Origin of the sequence: Rhizobium freirei PRF 81, from assembly GCF_000359745.1 — a bacterium.
Taxonomy (GTDB): domain Bacteria; phylum Pseudomonadota; class Alphaproteobacteria; order Rhizobiales; family Rhizobiaceae; genus Rhizobium; species Rhizobium freirei.
Map to the genome: position 1 here is coordinate 41,396 of NZ_AQHN01000096.1, position 17,265 is coordinate 58,660.

The 17,265-nt window shown below is 59.6% G+C and carries 15 protein-coding genes; 3 read left to right on the forward strand and 12 right to left on the reverse strand.

Annotated features, from left to right (window positions below):
- From oiaX to RHSP_RS32480, 7 genes are all read right to left on the reverse strand, one after another.
- Positions 1-1,284, reverse strand: coding sequence for a 3-oxo-isoapionate-4-phosphate decarboxylase OiaX (oiaX, locus tag RHSP_RS32450; RefSeq protein ID WP_013984675.1), 1,284 nt, complete (start codon positions 1,282-1,284; stop codon positions 1-3).
- A gap of 5 nt (positions 1,285-1,289) precedes the next feature.
- Positions 1,290-2,324, reverse strand: a complete 1,035-nt coding sequence (locus RHSP_RS32455) for an aldo/keto reductase (RefSeq protein WP_013984674.1) — start codon at positions 2,322-2,324, stop codon at positions 1,290-1,292.
- 64 nt (positions 2,325-2,388) lie between these two features.
- Positions 2,389-3,387 (reverse strand): substrate-binding domain-containing protein, encoded by a 999-nt coding sequence (locus RHSP_RS32460; protein WP_004129775.1) that lies wholly within the window; start codon positions 3,385-3,387, stop codon positions 2,389-2,391.
- A gap of 95 nt (positions 3,388-3,482) precedes the next feature.
- Positions 3,483-4,445 (reverse strand): ABC transporter permease, encoded by a 963-nt coding sequence (locus RHSP_RS32465; RefSeq protein WP_004129777.1) that lies wholly within the window; start codon positions 4,443-4,445, stop codon positions 3,483-3,485.
- A gap of 38 nt (positions 4,446-4,483) precedes the next feature.
- Positions 4,484-6,016, reverse strand: coding sequence for a sugar ABC transporter ATP-binding protein (locus tag RHSP_RS32470; RefSeq protein ID WP_004129779.1), 1,533 nt, complete (start codon positions 6,014-6,016; stop codon positions 4,484-4,486).
- Positions 6,017-6,085: 69 nt separating this feature from the next.
- Complete coding sequence (locus RHSP_RS32475; RefSeq protein WP_004129780.1) at positions 6,086-6,973, reverse strand: beta-keto acid cleavage family enzyme; 888 nt, start codon at positions 6,971-6,973, stop codon at positions 6,086-6,088.
- Positions 6,974-6,983: 10 nt separating this feature from the next.
- Complete coding sequence (locus RHSP_RS32480; protein WP_004129781.1) at positions 6,984-8,336, reverse strand: four-carbon acid sugar kinase family protein; 1,353 nt, start codon at positions 8,334-8,336, stop codon at positions 6,984-6,986.
- A 151-nt stretch (positions 8,337-8,487) separates the two neighbouring features.
- Here RHSP_RS32480 and RHSP_RS32485 point away from each other — a divergent pair, with 151 nt between their 5' ends.
- Positions 8,488-9,282: an SDR family NAD(P)-dependent oxidoreductase gene (locus RHSP_RS32485; RefSeq protein WP_004129782.1), complete on the forward strand. Its 795-nt coding sequence runs from the start codon at positions 8,488-8,490 to the stop codon at positions 9,280-9,282.
- Between the two features lie 100 nt (positions 9,283-9,382).
- Positions 9,383-10,084 carry a FadR/GntR family transcriptional regulator gene (locus tag RHSP_RS32490; protein WP_004129783.1) on the forward strand — a complete coding sequence of 234 codons (702 nt, stop codon included), beginning with the start codon at positions 9,383-9,385 and terminating at the stop codon, positions 10,082-10,084.
- Between the two features lie 216 nt (positions 10,085-10,300).
- Here RHSP_RS32490 and derI read toward each other — a convergent pair whose 3' ends face one another.
- The 5 genes from derI to tkt are packed head-to-tail and all read right to left on the reverse strand — an operon-like array spanning position 10,301 to position 15,666.
- Positions 10,301-10,756, reverse strand: a complete 456-nt coding sequence (gene derI, locus RHSP_RS32495) for a D-erythrulose-4-phosphate isomerase (RefSeq protein ID WP_013984669.1) — start codon at positions 10,754-10,756, stop codon at positions 10,301-10,303.
- A gap of 12 nt (positions 10,757-10,768) precedes the next feature.
- Positions 10,769-11,539, reverse strand: a complete 771-nt coding sequence (locus RHSP_RS32500) for a triose-phosphate isomerase (protein WP_037155982.1) — start codon at positions 11,537-11,539, stop codon at positions 10,769-10,771.
- 42 nt (positions 11,540-11,581) lie between these two features.
- Positions 11,582-12,631, reverse strand: a complete 1,050-nt coding sequence (gene fba, locus RHSP_RS34425) for a class II fructose-bisphosphate aldolase (protein ID WP_004129785.1) — start codon at positions 12,629-12,631, stop codon at positions 11,582-11,584.
- 6 nt (positions 12,632-12,637) lie between these two features.
- Positions 12,638-13,660: a class 1 fructose-bisphosphatase gene (locus tag RHSP_RS34430; RefSeq protein ID WP_004129787.1), complete on the reverse strand. Its 1,023-nt coding sequence runs from the start codon at positions 13,658-13,660 to the stop codon at positions 12,638-12,640.
- Positions 13,657-15,666, reverse strand: a complete 2,010-nt coding sequence (tkt, locus tag RHSP_RS32515) for a transketolase (protein WP_004129789.1) — start codon at positions 15,664-15,666, stop codon at positions 13,657-13,659. The genes RHSP_RS34430 and tkt overlap by 4 nt, the downstream gene beginning before the upstream one ends.
- A gap of 443 nt (positions 15,667-16,109) precedes the next feature.
- On the opposite strand from tkt, the gene RHSP_RS32520 reads away from it, so the two are divergent.
- A complete protein-coding gene (locus RHSP_RS32520; protein WP_004129791.1) occupies positions 16,110-17,240 on the forward strand; it encodes a substrate-binding domain-containing protein in 1,131 nt (376 codons plus the stop codon).
- Positions 17,241-17,265: the final 25 nt, after the last annotated feature.

Below are 17,265 nucleotides of genomic sequence, written 5' to 3' on the forward strand. Positions count from 1 at the left end.
TCATCTTCCTTCTGATACGGTTTTAGAGCCGAACTTGGCGAGCGACTGCGCCAGCTCTGGATGAGATTTGGCATATTCATGGAGATCGATTCCGGCGACCGCGGCATCCCAGGCCGCACGAACCGCTCTGACACCCGCCGACGGCCCGCCGGGATGGCTGACGACGCCACCACCACAAAGGTAAAGGTGGTCAAGCGTCTGCTCCGTCCTTCGATAGGTCTCAGGCGCCTGTCCACCCCATTGACCCGAACAAACGACCGGTAACGGGCGGTCGGCATCACTGAAGATCGGTTTCTGGAGATCATGGAACGACTGAACGAAAGACGCGTCCGGCTCCCAGTATTTGGCGGCAATGCCGTTGATCTGGAATTGGTCGACGCCGAGAAGTCGCCAAAGCTGTTGGTAGACCGAGAAATCGAACCCAAGACCAGGATGTCGGGTGAGAAGATCCCAGCCGTTGCGATGGGCGTGCAAGACAAGGGACGACCGCCGACGCAGGAACAGAAAAGCGCCCATGCCGATCGAATTGATGTTGATGACAGCGGCGTTTCCACCCTCGCGCACGACCAGGTCGTGCTTGCGAACCATCTCGTCGGGATCGACGTCGGAAATGCCGAAGGCATACATCACCTTCTTGCCGGTGCGCTGCTCCTGATCCCGGATGATCGGCATGATCGCTTTCACCCGCGCCTCCAACGAGGAGTACGGTGGCGACATCAGTTTCTCGTCGTCCTTGATGAAGTCGACACCGGACGCGACGAGTTCAGCAACCACCTGCGCCGTTTCGTCCGGGGTGAGGCCGAGCGCGGGCTTGATGATCGTGCCGATGATTGGCCTATTGTAGACGCCTGTCAGACGCCGGGAGCCTTCGATCCCAAATTGAGGCCCCGGGTAGACGCCTTCAAACTCTGGAGGCAGCTGCAGGCCGATGACCCTCAGCCCGGTGAATTCCTTGATCGACCAGACCCCGCCCAATGCAACCGTGGTGACTGCCGCGAGGTCAGTTCCGACAGCCTCCAGGGGATAGGCGATTGTTGTCTCCGCTCGGTTGAAGACTTCGCCCGCTGCAGGGAGCGAGGGAACCTCAACAGAGTCCAGTTTCTCGAAAGCGACCACGCGCGCGGCCGCGCGCGCCTTCAGTTGCGGCGTCTCTCCGGGCAGGTCAACAAATGTACCCGTCGACTGGTCGCTTCCGATCTTGACCGCCAAGGCCTCAGCGCTCCCGGCGGTCTCAATCCGATAGGTGACCAGAATGTCCGAGGGCCTGCGCTGAGCCAGATCCATCGCTATCATGCCTCCGGAACTGGCGCGGCTTCAGGGATGAGGCCGGACGACTTCAGGTCGGCCCAGAACGCAGCCGGAACCGGCGTCGAGATCGCGGCGACGTTTGCGGCGACGTGTTCGGGCGCCAGCGCTCCCTGAACCACCGCGGTCACTGCAGGATGTGCGTAGACAAATTGTGTCGCTGCAGTCGCAAGCGAGACGCCATGGCGCTCGCAGACGGCTTCGAGCGCCTCGACCTTGCGGACGATCGCTTCAGGCGCGGGCTGGCAATCGTAGGTGCGGGTGGTTGTCATCGACTTGCTACCCTCGGCGAGGATGCCGGAGTTGTAGATGCCAGCCGCAATGATACCGATGCCGCGACGCTGCATTTCTGGATAGAAATGATCGAGAGCGCCGTGGTTGAGCAGGGTGTAGCGCCCGGCGACCATGGAGCAGTCGAGATCAAATTCCTCTGCCACCTGCAGGACCGACGCGGTTTCATTGACGCCGAGGCCGATGGCCTTCACGGAGCCTGTGCTGCGCAGCTCGTCACACGCCTTGTAACCGCTCGATCTCAGCGCCGAAAGGTGGGTGCTATACGCCTCGCGGTGCCATTCGCCGCTCACGTCGTGGAGATAGAGGATGTCAATGTGGTCCATACCCAGGCGCTGCTGGCTATCTTCGAAAGCGCGCATGATGCCGTCATAGGAATAGTCGTAGTCATCGACGAATGGCAGCGCCTTCACCCAGTCGATGCCGTAAAGGCTCTCGGCGCGCTTTGCGCGGCTTTCCGGCTTGAGTATCCGCCCCGCCTTGGTGCTGACCACGACCTTGCCGATGAGATCGTTGTTGCGAAGGACATGGCCGAGGGAATGCTCGGACTTTCCAAGGCCGTAAAGGGGCGCGGTGTCGAAATAGCGGACACCCAAGTCGTATGCCTTGAGGACGACCGCCTCGAAAGTCTGGAAGCTCACATCGACATTGCACCCGCCGAGCGGCGAGGTACCCAGCCCTAGCGAGGTCAGCGTCACATCGGTCTTTCCAACTTTTCTCTTCAACATGATGGTCGATCCTATTTCCCTGGTGTAAGGCGGACGGCCGTATGGGCCGTCCGCCGTTGTCCGATTACATGTACTTCTCGACATTGGTGGAATCGAGCACGAGCCACGGCACGACGTAGTCCTTCTCGGTGCCGCCCTTCCATTCCATCAGCGAGCCCCAGATTTCGGACTGTGGCTTGTAGCTCTCGCCCTTGATCGCCCGCAGTGCGAGGTCGACCGCGCCCTGGCCTTCGGCGCGGGCGTACTTGTAGAGACTGACCGCCATCTCGCCCTTCTTCACGGCGCGCTTTGCGTCCGGGATGCCGTCGATCGCAAGAACGGGAACGGTCTTGAGATCGATGCCGGCGCTCTTCATGGCTTCGATCGCGCCAAGCGCCATCTCGTCGTTTTCCGCAAGGACGCCGTTGATCTCACCCGGGTGCGCGAGCAACCAGTTCTCCATGAGCGCCTGACCCTCGGCGCGGCTCCAGTTGCCTGTCTTGTCTTCGATGAGCTTGAGGTTCGGGAACTTGGCGAGACCAGCGTCGATGCCTGCGCGGCGCTCGATCTGGGCCGACTGGCCGATCGGACCCTCCATGAGGACGACGTTGCCGCCGTTCGGAAGGCGCTTGGCGAGTTCCTCAGCGATGATCCGGCCGCCTTCGGTATCGTTAACGATGATGGACGCGGTGTATTTCGTCGACTTGGTCTTGAGCGCCGACACGATAAGCGGGATTTTCGCTTCGGCGGCCTTTTCGATCGGCGGTGCCGAGGCCTCGAGGTCGAACGGTGACATGATGATCGCGTTGAATTGTTGGGTGATCGCTGTGTCGATCTGGTTCGCCTGTGTCAGTGGATCATACTTGCCGTCGAAAACGGTGATCTCGACCTCGCCCGATTTGACGGCGGGATGGTTCTGGATTTCCGTCGACCAAGCCTTCATGTACTCGCCGGACTCACCGAACGAGAGAGCCGCGATCCGAATTTTGTCCTGCGCGAAGGCGAAGTTCCCGCCAGCCAACGTCGCTACGGCGATTGCCATACCCACACCCGCATTGAGCAGGTTCCTCCTAGACATCTGCATTTCATATTCTCCTCTGGTTTAAGATACGTCCGGACGCGACACGCTGGGCCGGACATTGTCGCCGGCCTTCCCCGGCGGCAATTTCGGGATTGGTCTTATTTGCGGATTTGGTCGGCGATGACCGCGACCACGATGATCGTGCCCTTGAGGACCTGCTGGTAGTATGAAGACACGCCCATGAGGTCCATGCCGTTGTTGATCGTGCCGATGATGAGCGCGCCGATCAGTGTGCCGAGCAGCGATCCGCGGCCGCCCGCAAGGCTCGTCCCGCCGATCACGACGGCGGCGATCGCATCGAGTTCATAACCGATGCCCGCTTGCGGCAGCGCAGCGGTAGTGCGAGCCGTCAGGACAAGCCCCGCAAGACCAGCCAGGAGGCCCGAGATCACATAGGTCGCACCGACGATCACCTTGGTGGAAATGCCGCTCGTGCGAGCCGCCTTCTCGTTGCCGCCAACTGCGTACACATAACGGCCGAAAGTCGTATAGTTTAGAACGGTCCATCCAATCAGGAAGACGACGAACAGGATGACGATCGGTACCGGGATATACATGATCTGCCCGGAGCCAATCCACTTGAAGGGATCCGACAGATTCGGGATGGGGCGTCCTTCCGAAAAGATCAAGGTGAGCCCGCGGGCCACGCTCAACATGCCAAGCGTCACTACGAACGGCGGGACCTTGACCGCGGCAACAAGCACTCCGTTCACCAAGCCGAGGCCGGCTCCCGCCGCGAGGCCCGCAAAGATACCGAAAAGCACGAACTGCTCGTTGGTCTCCGTTACGAGGCTGGCGGCGATCATGCCCGCGAGCGCCATTACGGAGCCGACCGATAGGTCGATGCCTTTAGTAAGGATGACGAAGGTCACTCCGATCGCCAGAATGCCGTTGATCGACGACTGGCGAACGAGATTCAGCCAATTCAACCATGTCATGAAGTACTGGTTCGCGAACGCGAAGAACGCGACGATCAGGAAAAACACGAGAACGATGCTGAACTGCCTGATCATTTCCCCGGCGCGGAAGTTTCCGGGCTTCGCCGCAGCGATGGTATTCATTACTCAAGTCCTCCCGTGAATGGGGCTATGACCGCTCATCAGCTCGCCATGTCCATAAGCGTCTGTTGCGTTGCTTCGGCACCGGCGATGATGTTGAGGAGCTGCCCCTGTTTGAAAATCGCGATCCTGTCGCTGAGCTGCATGATCTCCGGTGCCTCCGAGGAGACCACGAGGACGCCGTTGCCCTTCGCCGCGAAGTCTCGCAGGAACGCGTAGATCTCCTGCTTGGAACCTTCGTCGATGCCACGCGTCGGTTCGTCGCAAATGAGAAGCTTTGGATTTGTCAGAAGGCACCGGGCCAGCACGACTTTTTGTTGGTTGCCCCCTGACAGAGTTTCGACGGCAACATCTGGCGACGCCGACTTGATCCTCTGCGAGACGATCATGTCTTGAACCGCGCTGCGCTCTTTGTCCCCGCGGATGAAACCGCTGATGGCCATCAAGGCCAGCGATGAAAGCGTGATGTTGTGGGCGATCGATGCCGAGAGCACGAGACCACTGTCCTTGCGATCCTCGGTCACCATCGCCATTCCACGTTGAATTGCGTCCTTAGGACTGCCTGGCTTGACCTTACCGCCGTTGAAGACAACTTCGCCTCCCGTTGGTGAGTGCAGCCCGAATATTGTCTCGAGGAACTCGGTCCGCCCGGACCCAAGCAGCCCGTAGATCCCGACCACTTCGCCGGACGCCACGTCTAGCGAGATGTCTCGGAAATGAGGCCCGCGCGCCAAGTTCGAGACCGAAAGCAGGATTGGCGCGTCTTCGAGAGGCTTGCCCTTCTCGACCAGCTTGACTTCACGGCCGACGATCTGTGTCACAAGATGGCGGCGGTCGATGTCTTTGATGTTTCCAGTCTCGATGAAACGGCCGTCGCGGAAGACTGTGTACTCATCCGCGATCTCGAAGATTTCGGTGAGTTTGTGAGACACGTAGATAATTGCGGAACCGCGCGCGGTGATCTTGCGGAGCGCGTTGAACAAGACATGGACTTCGTGTTCGCCGATAGCAGATGTCGGCTCGTCCATGATGACGATATGTGCCCGATAGCTGAGAGCCTTCGCAATTTCGACGAGCTGAATCTGGGCGAGGCTCAGCTCCCCCATCTTCTTGGCAGCGTCGACTTCAAAGCCGAGTTCATCGAGGAATGCCTGGGCGTCCCTGCGCATCTGGCTAAAATCGACGAGCACGCCAAGTCGCTTCGGCTCGCGGCCAAGGTAAAGGTTCTCGGCGACGGTCATCTCGGGGACGGGGGAAAGCTCCTGCGTGATGATCGCGATGCCGTGACGCAAGGCGTCAGCGGCGCTTTTGAAGTCGACCTGCTCGCCATCGATCTCCACTATCCCTCCATCGCGGCGGAGCAGTCCCATCGTGATGTTGAGGAATGTCGACTTGCCGGCGCCATTACCGCCGCACAAGGCATGGACGGTCCCGGCCTTTAGAGTTAGTCGGCCATCAACGAGCGCTGGGACGCCGTTGAACGACTTTTCCACGCCCTCGGCCCGCAGAAGCACGCGTGCCGAAAACGACTGCGCGGTTCCCTGAACTGTTATCTTCTCAGTTGCGTTGACCATGATATGACGTCATACCTCGTAAAATCGAAATCTATGCCGCGTGTGTGCGGATCGCATGCCGTATTGGTTCTACGCGCCGTCCAGTTCGAGGATCGCGCGTGCCTCCTGGGGTGTAGCCGGCTCACGTCCGACCTTTTGGGCAATCTCAACAGCGCGCGATATGACTTCCGCGTTCGTGGGTGTGCCGAACTCGCGATAGGGATAGTCGCCTATTCCAATAGCCATGTGGCCGCCCAGACGGCAGATCGCAGGAGCAATGTTCAACAGATTGCCCCCAAGGCAATTGACCGTCCATTCGATCGGCCGGTCGTCGGGCAGAAATGCAAGATGCGCCATGAGACCCGCCTCGGTCGGCGGATGCCCGGTAATGTATCGCCCTCCCGTTAGGTGCAGGAGAAAGTAGGCGGGCCCCCTCACAAGGCCCGCGTCCATCAGGGCGATCGCGCGGCGCGTGAACCCAACAGACCAGGAAACTAGCTTCGGCTTTACGCCCTTTTCGGCCAAGGTACGCGCGTAGTGCGCGAGACTTTCGGTCGTGTTGAGATACAAACGTTCTGGATTTTCGAACCTGCGCGTCTCGGCATCCCAAAGCTCGAGATTGGCCGAACCGGTATCGATGGGCGCAATATCGGGCTTCGTAGCAGGGTCCAATGCCAGGGTTGCGACCGTGTCGATGCGCTTCATGGCGTCGGCATCATTCGAGATAAAGCCGAGCGTGGGAAGGATGAGTAGATCGGTCGCCTGCCTGACTTCGCGGATGATTTCGGCGTTTGCCTCAACGGTGTTTGTCGCACCGCCGTCGGCTGTCCTGGCATGATAGTGCAGAATCGCCGCTCCCGCCTTGCGGGCTGCAACGGCGGCCTCAACGATCTCGTCGGCGGTGTATGGGATATTAGGGTTGGATGTGCGCGGCGCGTACTCGTTGACCCTGGCTTCGAGGATGATTTTCTTTTGCATCTTTCGCTCCTTACGCCGCCAGATAACCAGAGGTGCCCGCCTTTGCCCGCAGGAAGAAGTCATCGGCACCAATCTGCCCGCCCTTCAGCATGACTTCGAGGCCATCGACTTCGGCGTCGCCCGGCGCATCCAGGCGGCAGACATGGCAATTTTGAACTTCGTCAAAAACGGCGATCTCGAGCGCTTCGGCGCCGATTGTCCGCACCGCATAGCTCGAACTGTCACCGCCCGAAAACACGATCCGCGGCAAGGAAACCGCGCGGCGCACGGCACGCGCAACGTCACAGTAGATGGCGCCCAAGCGTTCCGCGGGAACATCGCCGCCGGGCAGACGGCCGGTTTCCCCGCGAGCCGTGTAGATGATTGTAGGTCGACCGCGCACAAGGCTCTCGATCGCCTTCAAAGCAGCCTCCCGCGCAACTGCCTCAGCATCATCATCGGACCGGATTGTCGAGACATCCAAGTGGACAAGGTTCCACCCGGAAGCTTCGGCCACCGCGATCTGGCGCCCGGTTTGCAGGGCGCAACTGCCTGATAAGACGAGTAGATTTTCGACGCCGGCAATCTCCGTCTTGACGGGCTCCGCCGACGATAGCAGGCCCAAGCGGGCCCAAAGAGCGCCGAGGTGTTGCGCCAAGCCTTGAGCTGCTAGCGCGAACATCGGACGTGTCGGATACCGCGCCCAGAGCAGATCGGCGACAGCCGCAAGATCCGCATTTTCGAGCCCATCGAAAATGACCCCTGCCCCCTCTTGGAAGGCCTTGAAGACACGCTCCTCCATTGCCGAGCGGCTCCGGATTGCGGGAAGCGTGACGTTGACGAATTCCTTATCTGTCTGCCCAGCCAGATGCATGCGCAGATCCGCCTCGTGCATCGGCGTCCTGGGGTGGCGCGACATGCTCGGGTGCCGGTCGAGCCGCTCAATCCTGTCGGCAAAGCGCGCGAAATGATTTCCGAAACAGGTGTAGCGCCCGAAGTCCGGGGTCGCGGCGAGGACTGGAACATCCCTCTTGCCGAAGTGAGCCGCAGCGCGCGCCAGAACAGCACCATAGCTTCCAACGGTGGGCGATGAGTCGAACGTAGAGCAGATCTTGTATTGGATAAGCGGACTGTTGAGGGTGCGCATGATCGAAAACGCACTGTCAAGCTCCTCGTCGAGCTCGACGCCGGACAACGCCCTTGCGGTACCGGCGAAGCCAAGCACATCATAAGACAGAGAATCTGTTGACGCCGTCCGTGCTGAAGGGCGTGCGAGATAGAGTTTTCCCTTCACACCACTGCGATGGAACTGCGCCAGGTTTTCGGAAGAACCCGTGAAGTCGTCGCCGTAAAACACGGCCTTGAGCTTGCCAGCTGATGTCATCGGATCCTCCCAATATCCCGGCCGAGGATATCTTCCTCCATACATCAGCCGGGCTTCACTCTTGACAATACTCATAGAAGCAGCTCATAACTCTGTCAAGGTCATACCTTATACCTTATACCTCATATCGAGAAAATTGGAGGACGACGAGATGAGACTTTCTGGACGCACTGCCGTGGTGACGGGCGCTGGCCGGGGCATCGGACTGGCAATCGCTGAAGCCTATGTTCGCGAAGGCGCGAATGTCGTTATCGTCGACCGCGATCTGGAAGTGGCGAACGAAGCCGCCGAGCGGCTTGGGGAGCGGGCTTTGGCCGTCCGCGCCGATATTTCGGTCAACGAAGACGTTGAGACGATCGTTAAGGAAACGATTGGCCGGTTCGGCACGGTCGACATACTCGTGAACAACGCGGGCGTGGGCGCAACCACTCTGTTTCTCGAAAGCTCAAGGGAGGAATTCGAACGCGTCGTCCGGATCAATCTGACCGGAACATTCCTCGTGGCGCAAGCCTTTGCTCGGATCATGGCCGCCAAAGGCTATGGGCGGATCATCAATATCGCTTCGCTGTCCGGTCAGAAGGGCGGTGTCGGACGTTCGGCCTATGGAGCCTCAAAGGCCGGCGTCGAACTCCTCACGAAGGTTATGGCGGTCGAACTCGCGGAATCGGGAATCAACGTGAATAACATCGCACCGGGCCCGATATTGACCGAGGTCTCGAAAGTCATGCACACGGTCGAAACGCGTGACGCCTATCATCGGCTAGTTCCGCAACGCCGTTATGGCGAACCATCGGAAATCGCTGATGCCGCGGTGTTCCTGGCGAGCGACGATGCTGCCTATATTACGGGGCACACCCTGAACGTCGACGGCGGCTTCCTGGCCGCTGGCCTCATGTTCCCATTCGATCCAAAAGCCTCGAAGCGGCTGGGACAAATCAGCGAATAACCTGGAGAAGTGGCCAGTTCGACGTTCGGCATTTGTCGCAAGCGGTAAAACGCGGTATGACCTCGTACCTTTTCGATTTCTGATTGGAGCGTGACCAGGAATGCTGTCTGTTGACCCAAAGAAAATCCCAAGCCGGCTGGACATAGCGCTCGACTACATTACGGGCGAAATTGCCAAAGGCAACCTCGGGCCTGGTGACAAACTTCCCAATGAAAAAGAGCTGGCCCAGCTTCTCGGGATCAGTCGCACTCCAATCAGAGAGGCGATCAAAACGCTCGCGGTCTCGGGTCTTGTCGAGACGCGTCATGGCTTTGGAAATTACATCCGTAAGGACGAAGGCCTTCCGGCGATGCCGCTCGCGATGTTTCAGCTCTATCTTCAGAGCTCGACGCCTGAGATGCTGATGGAACTGCGATACATTTTCGACCGCAACTGTTCAGAACTCGCGTCGCTGCGGCGTACGGACGAAGACCTCGCCACGATGAGAGAGTGCATCGACCGACTAAAAAGGCTGTCGGAGGATGCGAACTCCGCGATCGAAGATCTCCTCAAGGCCGATCTCGATTTCCACCGAGCAATATACAAAGCTGCCGGAAACCCGTTGATCGTCGTGATCGCCGACTTCGTGCTGACGATGGTCGCGCCTTGGGTGCAAAAATCGCTAGAGGTCAGTGGCAAATGGCGCGCAGTCGATCTCCACGAACACATGTTTCAGATGATCCGGGACAGAAAGACCGGTGACCTCAGCCGCGAAAGCGTCGAGGAAAACATGGAACACTTCCGCACATCCCTGCTGAAATGACAGCCAGGGCATCACGTCAAGGCGTGGCGCATCTTGCATTTCCCGCAGGTCGCACTGCGATCATCACCGGCGGCATCTGAAGGCGGACGCGAAGCCCGGATACCGTATGCCGCCCGGCCTATTCGCCGGGTTCTGAAAATTGCCAGAAAACGATAATGCGCCAGGCTGATTGCGCCTGGCGCGTCGACCGCGAGCAATGCTTGCCCAGCCTTCCAACTAGCGGGTGTGGTATTTCGTATCGACCTCGTCGATGGCGGCAACATTGCTGGCCGAGCGACCGTTCTCGTCGAACCTCTGGGCGAGGAAGGAGTCGACGATCGTCTTCGCAAGTTCCGATCCAATGACGCGGGCGCCCATGGTAATGATCTGGGCGTTGTTCGACAACGCCGCCCGCTCGGCGGAATAAGTATCGTGTGTGAGGGCTGCCCTAATACCCGGCACCTTGTTTGCCGAAATGCAGACGCCGATCCCGGTGCCGCACACCAGGATGGCCTTGTCATAGGTGCCGTCGAGCACGCCGTTGGCGACCCTGTCGGAGAGGTTCGCATAGAAATCGTCGAGACCGGCGTCCGTCCGGGAGACCTCGAACACCTCGAAACGGTCCTTGAGATAATCGGCGAGGACCTTGGCGAGGCCTTCGCCCGCGCTGTCGCCTGCTACTGCAATTTTCATCTTCATCACTCCTCAGATTTTGGCCGCGCACTTTTCGAGGATGTCGAGGTAGCCCTCGATCTTCCAGGCCGAGCGGCCGATGAACAGCCCATCGACATGGGGGCAGGATATGAGCTCTTCGCAGTTGTCCGCGTTGACCGAACCGCCGTAAAGGCAGGGAATGCGCCGGCCGAGCACGGCTTCCGCGAACGCGATGATCTCGGCCTGGCGGGCGTCGGCGTAGTCCGCTGTCGCGGGGATCCCATCGACGCCAATGGCCCAAACAGGCTCGTAGGCAAGCAGTATCGGTTTGTGCTTCTGGTCGGTAGAAAGGCTTCCCAACGCGCCGCGAACCTGGCGCTCGAGGACGTCGCGGGCTCGCCCGGCCTCGCGTTCGGAAAGTGTCTCCCCTATGCAGATGAGCGGGATCAAGCCGTGGCGAACCGCCGCCCCGACTTTCAGTCCTACCGTCACGTCCGTCTCACCGAAATGTTCACGCCTCTCGGAGTGACCAAGCTCGACGATGTCGAGGTTGCAGTCCTTGAGCATCAAGGGTGAAATCTCGCCCGTCCAGGCGCCCTCCTCGTCCCAATGCATGTTCTGCGCGCCGACCTTCACCGACGTGCCCGCCAACGTGGTCTTCACTTCCCGGACAACAGTGAAAGGAGGGATGACAAAGCGCTGGATGCGCGGATGGGACGTGATGTCTGCGGCCCTGAGACCGTGCGCAAACTGCGCGGCATCGGCAAGCGTCTTGTTCATCTTCCAGCTGGTGCCAATCCAGAGGGTTTTCTTCTCGGTCATCGCCGCTTCACCACGTTTGCGTTCAAATGGATGTTGGCCGACCTAGAGCGAGCCGGCTCGATACCGCTTCGCCATTTCCGCGAGCGGCACAACATGAATGGAGCTTGCGCGTCCTGCCGTTCCGAAAGCTTCGAATCTCTCGCGGCACAGCTTTGAAAGCGCCGTCATTGCAGGCTTCAAATATTTGCGAGGGTCGAATTCTGTCGGATCTTCGGACAGCACTCGGCGCACCTGCCCGGTCATTGCCATGCGGCAATCAGTGTCGATGTTGACCTTTCGCACACCATGCCGAATGCCGCGCAGGATTTCCTCGAGCGGCACGCCCCAGGTGGGCTTCATCCGCCCGCCGAAGCGATTGAAAATTTCTTGCAACTCCTCCGGCACGCTTGACGAACCGTGCATGACGAGATGGGTATTCGGAAGTTTCCGGTGAATCGCCTCGATAACATCCATTGCCAGCACGTCACCGTCCGGCCGGCGTGAGAACTTGTAGGCGCCATGGCTGGTGCCCATTGCGACGGCAAGCGCATCCACCTTGGTCTCCGCGACAAATTTCGCCGCCTCCTCCGGATCGGTCAAAAGCTGATGCGGATCGAGCTTGCCTTCGACGCCGTGACCGTCTTCCGCCTCGCCCGTACCGGTCTCAAGCGAGCCCAGAACGCCAAGCTCCCCTTCCACCGAAACCCCTGCCCAATGGGCCGTGTCGCTGACGCTTCTCGTGACCTTGACGTTGTAGTCCCAATCCGCCGCGGTTTTCCCGTCAGCAAGGATCGATCCGTCCATCATGACGGACGTAAAACCATGCTGGATCGCGGTGACGCAGGTGCTCGGTTCGTTTCCGTGGTCAAGATGGACGCAAACGGGGATATGCGGATAGATTTCCGTCACAGCCTCCATCATGTGCTTGAGCATGATGTCGTTGACATAGGCTCGGGCCCCACGGCTCGCCTGGAGAATCACAGGCGAATCCGTTCCGTCGGCCGCTTCCATGATGGCAAGCGCCTGTTCCATGTTGTTAATGTTGAACGCCGGGACGCCGTAGCCGTGTTCGGCGGCATCATCCAGCAGCTGGCGGAGAGTAATCCTGGCCATGACGTGTTACTCGCTGGTTGGATTGGAATTGAGATAGCTTGCGATCACGTCGACCTCCGTCGCCGAACCGAAAACCAGCGGCGTGCGGCAATGGTGAGAGGTCGGGATCTTGTCCAGGATGGCGGTCGTGCCGTCGGTGGCCCGCCCCCCGGCCTGCTCCATCAGGAACGCGATCGGATTCGCTTCATACACCAGGCGAAGGCGCCCATTTTCAAAGCCGGGTCGCTTGTCGCCGGCGTAGAAGAACACACCGCCCCTGATCAGGATCCGGTGGAGCTCTCCGACTGCCGATCCGAGCCAACGCATGTTGAAATCGCGGCCGCGCGTTCCCTCCTTGCCGGTCAGACAATCCTGAAGATACAGGCTCATGGCAGGGTGAAGGTGACGGTGGTTGGAAGCGTTATATGCAAGCTCGGACGTGTCGCGAGGTATCTGAACCTGCCTTTTGACGATCAGGAACTCGCCGGTTTGGGGATGCATCGTCGCCAGCAGCACACCCTCACCGACCGAAAAGCCCAAATCGACCGTGTTGCCGAATGAGACATAACCGGCCGCGGCCTGGCGCTTTCCAGGGGTTAAAAAGGGATCTTCAGCTTCGCAGAAAGGCATGATCGAGAAGATCGTGCCGACGGGCGTGCCCAGCCCGACATTGCCTGAACCGTCGATCGGATCGATTGCGACCGCAAAATGCTGGCCATTGAGCATAACTGGCGCGTCGGCCTCCTCGGACAGGACCCTGGCAGCGCCTGCGCGTGCGAGTATTTCGACGAACAACTCGTGCGACGCGATGTCGATTGCCTTTTGCGCATCACCGTCGGTATTTGATCCGACAAGGTGGGCCAGATCGCCCTCCAGGGAACCGGCTGCGATGCGTGCGGATAAAAGACAGGCGCCATCCAACACACCGTGGATTAGAGCCGCCACCCCCTGACGGGACAAATCCTCAGCAGCCCAGGTCGAGAGGTACTCATCGACAGAACCATACTGGACGCCCGCTTCGTCATTTCCGGGTGTCGCCGGCGCGCTCATTGCTTGCCCCTTATCCTTGCTAGGGCGCGCGTGACGATTGCGTCACCCGTGATCCCAAATTGCTCGTACAGCGTCTCGGCCGGCGCAGACGCTCCGAAGCCGGACATCCCAATCACGTCGTCTTCGCTGTCGACATACCTAGTCCAGCCGAACTTCGAGAGCGCTTCCACGGCAATGCGCGGCGCGTTGCCGAGGACCGAGCTGCGGTAATCCTTGGGCTGCTGTTCGAAGAGATCCCAGCTCGGCATCGAGACGACAGCGGCGGGAACGTTTCTCGCCTCAAGCTCGTCGGCAGCCTGGATCGCAAGCGCGACTTCCGTTCCAGTGGCGATGATTGTGACGGCACGTTCGCTGCTCGCTTCCCGCAGCACATAGGCTCCCCGTGCGCAGCGATTGATGCCGTCACGCTGGGCGCGCAGTTGCGGGACATTCTGCCGCGAGAGCGCCAAAACCGACGGCGTGTTCTTGCTGGTTATTGCAAGATCCCAGCATTCCAGCGTCTCGATGGTGTCGGCCGGCCGGAATACATGCAAGTTCGGCATTGCCCTGAGGCTGGCAAGATGCTCGACCGGCTGGTGCGTCGGACCGTCTTCGCCAAGACCGATCGAGTCATGCGTCATCACGAAGATAGAGCGGACGCCCATCAGAGCCGCCACACGAATGGCATTGCGGCAATAATCCGAGAAGACGAGGAACGTGCCACCATAGGGTATGACGCCGCCGTGAGCCGCCATACCGTTCATCGCGGCGGCCATGGCAAACTCTCTAACGCCATAGCTGACATACCGCCCGCTTGCAGCGGCGGTGAAATCGCTGTCGACGGCCGGAACCCGGGTCAAGTTTGAGTGGGTGAGGTCAGCGGACCCGCCGATCATTTCCGGAAGCAGCTCCGTCAGCGCTTCCAGTGCGATCTGGCTTGCCTTACGCGTTGCCACTGATTGCGGCTTGTCGAGCAGCTTTGCCTTGGCGGCGTTGACCGCTTCCTCATATCGCGCTGGCAATGAGCCGGCGGTGCGGCGTTCAAACTCACTTCTGACATCTGCGCCCGCTGCTTCGAGCCGCGCTTGCCAGTCCTTGCGCGCCTTGGCGCCCTTCGCGCCGACTTCGCGCCAAGTTTTGAGGATTGGAGCAGGAATCTCGAAAGTGTCCGCCGTCCAGCCATAGACTGCCTTCGTCGCGGCGGCTTCGCTGGCGCCGAGCGGTGCACCATGTACGGAGCTTGTTCCTGCCCTTGACGGAGAGCCGTATCCGATGATGGTTTTCAGGGCTATGAGGGATGGTCTGGATCCTTCCGTCTTCGCCTGCGAGATCGCCGCGTCGATCGCATCCGGATCATGACCGTCAACGCGCTGCGTGTGCCATCCGTAGGCGTCGAACCTCGCGAGCACATCTTCCGAAAACGCGATTGCGGTCGAGCCGTCGATGGTGATGGAGTTGTCGTCGTAAAGGACGATCAACTTGCCGAGCTGCAGGTGGCCGGCCAGCGAAGCAGCTTCCTGACCAACACCTTCCATGAGACACCCATCTCCACAGAAAACGTAGGTCCGGTGATCGACAAGCGCTGCGCCAAATTCGGTTGATAGGCGCCGCTCCGCGATAGCCATTCCGACAGCCGACGCGATCCCCTGTCCGAGCGGCCCGGTGGTCGTCTCGACGCCAGCGGTGTGCCCGTATTCGGGATGACCTGGCGTTTTGGAGCCCCATTGGCGGAAGTTGCGAACCTGCTCAATCGTCATGTCTTCGTACCCGGTGAGGTGCAGAAGGCTGTAGAGCAGCATCGAGCCATGGCCGTTCGACAGGACGAAACGATCGCGGTCCGGCCAGCCAGGTTCGCTTGAATCGAACTTGAGGTGCCGGCCGAACAGCACCGCCGCCGCATCAGCCATGCCCATGGGCATTCCGGGGTGCCCGGACTTTGCGGCCTCAACCGCGTCGATCGACAGGACACGGATAGCGTTCGCGAGATCGCGGATCGAAACTGCTGCTGTCAATTCTTCCTCCCTCATAAACCGCGACTAATGTGGCGCACTTTTCTGGATATCACAATATCGAAACACAAAATAACGTATCCTATACGACAAACATAACAATATCACATTCAGCTGCAAAAAGTCTGCCCATCGACATCATACCTCATACCTTATACCTCTCCATTTGCGCAATAGCTTTTATTTGACTACCGCGTCGATCGGGAGCCGTAAGGATCGTTCCGGGTCGATTTCATGGGGGCGGTCTGCCTCGATCCGTTTGGTGGCAAACGGACAAGGCGACCACCGTGATGACTACCGCGTTGGGCACTCACGGTGGTTGAAACCATCCCAAATGCGGGATGCTCAATTCGGCTCGCCGATGTTTCCGACATTTCTTCAGTTGACAGCTTTTACAAATGCATTAACGTATACGTTATTGAATTCGAGGAACTCAATAGGCCTTAAAGGGAGGAACCGAAATGCCTATGACGATGCGCAAGTCCCTACAGATGATCGCCCTTGCCACTGCCCTCGGCGGCAGCGCTGCCTATGCGCCGAGCGCCTTCGCGATCGATGTCGATAAACAGATCAAGGATATTGAAAGTCACCCGGCAAGCGGGCCCAACGGCGAAAAAGCGACCCTCGCGAGCGACCTGAAGCTATCCGCCGAGGAGATCGAAAAGATCAAGGCGAAGCATGCCAAAGCGGCCATTGTGATGCACTACACGGCGTCTGACTGGGCCAAGGCCCAGATGGCCGGGCAAAAGAAGGCCCTGGAAGAGCTCGGCGTCGAAATCGTTGCGACGACTGATGCTGGATATCGCGCGGAGCAGCAAGTTTCAGACATCGAAAGCGTCATGGCGCTCAAACCTGACGTCATGATCACCGTTCCCGCCGAGCAGTCAGCCACGGCCGCAGCATACAAGAAAGCTGCTGCCGCTGGCATTAAGATCATCTTCCTTGACCAGACCGGCGCCGGGATGAAGGCTGGCAAAGACTATGTGAGCCTCGTCTCTTCCGACAACCGCGGGATGGGAAAGGTCGCCGCACTGCTCATGGCCAAGGCGCTCGACGGCAAGGGCGAAATCGGTCTCATCCCGCATGCGTCCGACCTTTTTGCCACCAAAGAACGCGTGGTCGGCTTCAAGGAAGCGATCAAGGATTATCCGGATATCAAGATCGTCCAGGAGACCGGTGTCGGAGGCCCTGATTTCTCAAGCGAATCCGAGCGCGTCGCCTCCGCAATGCTGACGGCCCACCCCAACCTCAATGGCATCTGGGCCGTGTGGGACGTTCCAACAGAAGGCGTCCTGTCAGCGGCGCGCGCAGCGGGCGCGTCCAAGAGCCTCGTCATCACCACTTGCGACCTTGGCGTCAACATCTCGATCGACATGGCTAAGAAGGGTTACGTCAAGGGAACCGGATCCCAGCGTCCGTACGGCGCCGGTTATGCCGAGGGCATCCTTGCCGGATACGCCCTACTCGGAAAGGACGCACCTCCCTACGTCGTGCTCCCGGCCCTTGCGGTGACCCGCGATAACCTGATCGAGGCGTGGCCGCAGTCGAACGGCGACCAGGCACCGAAGATTCTCACCGACGCAATGAACTAACGGTGCGCGGGAGCGGCTCCGGCCG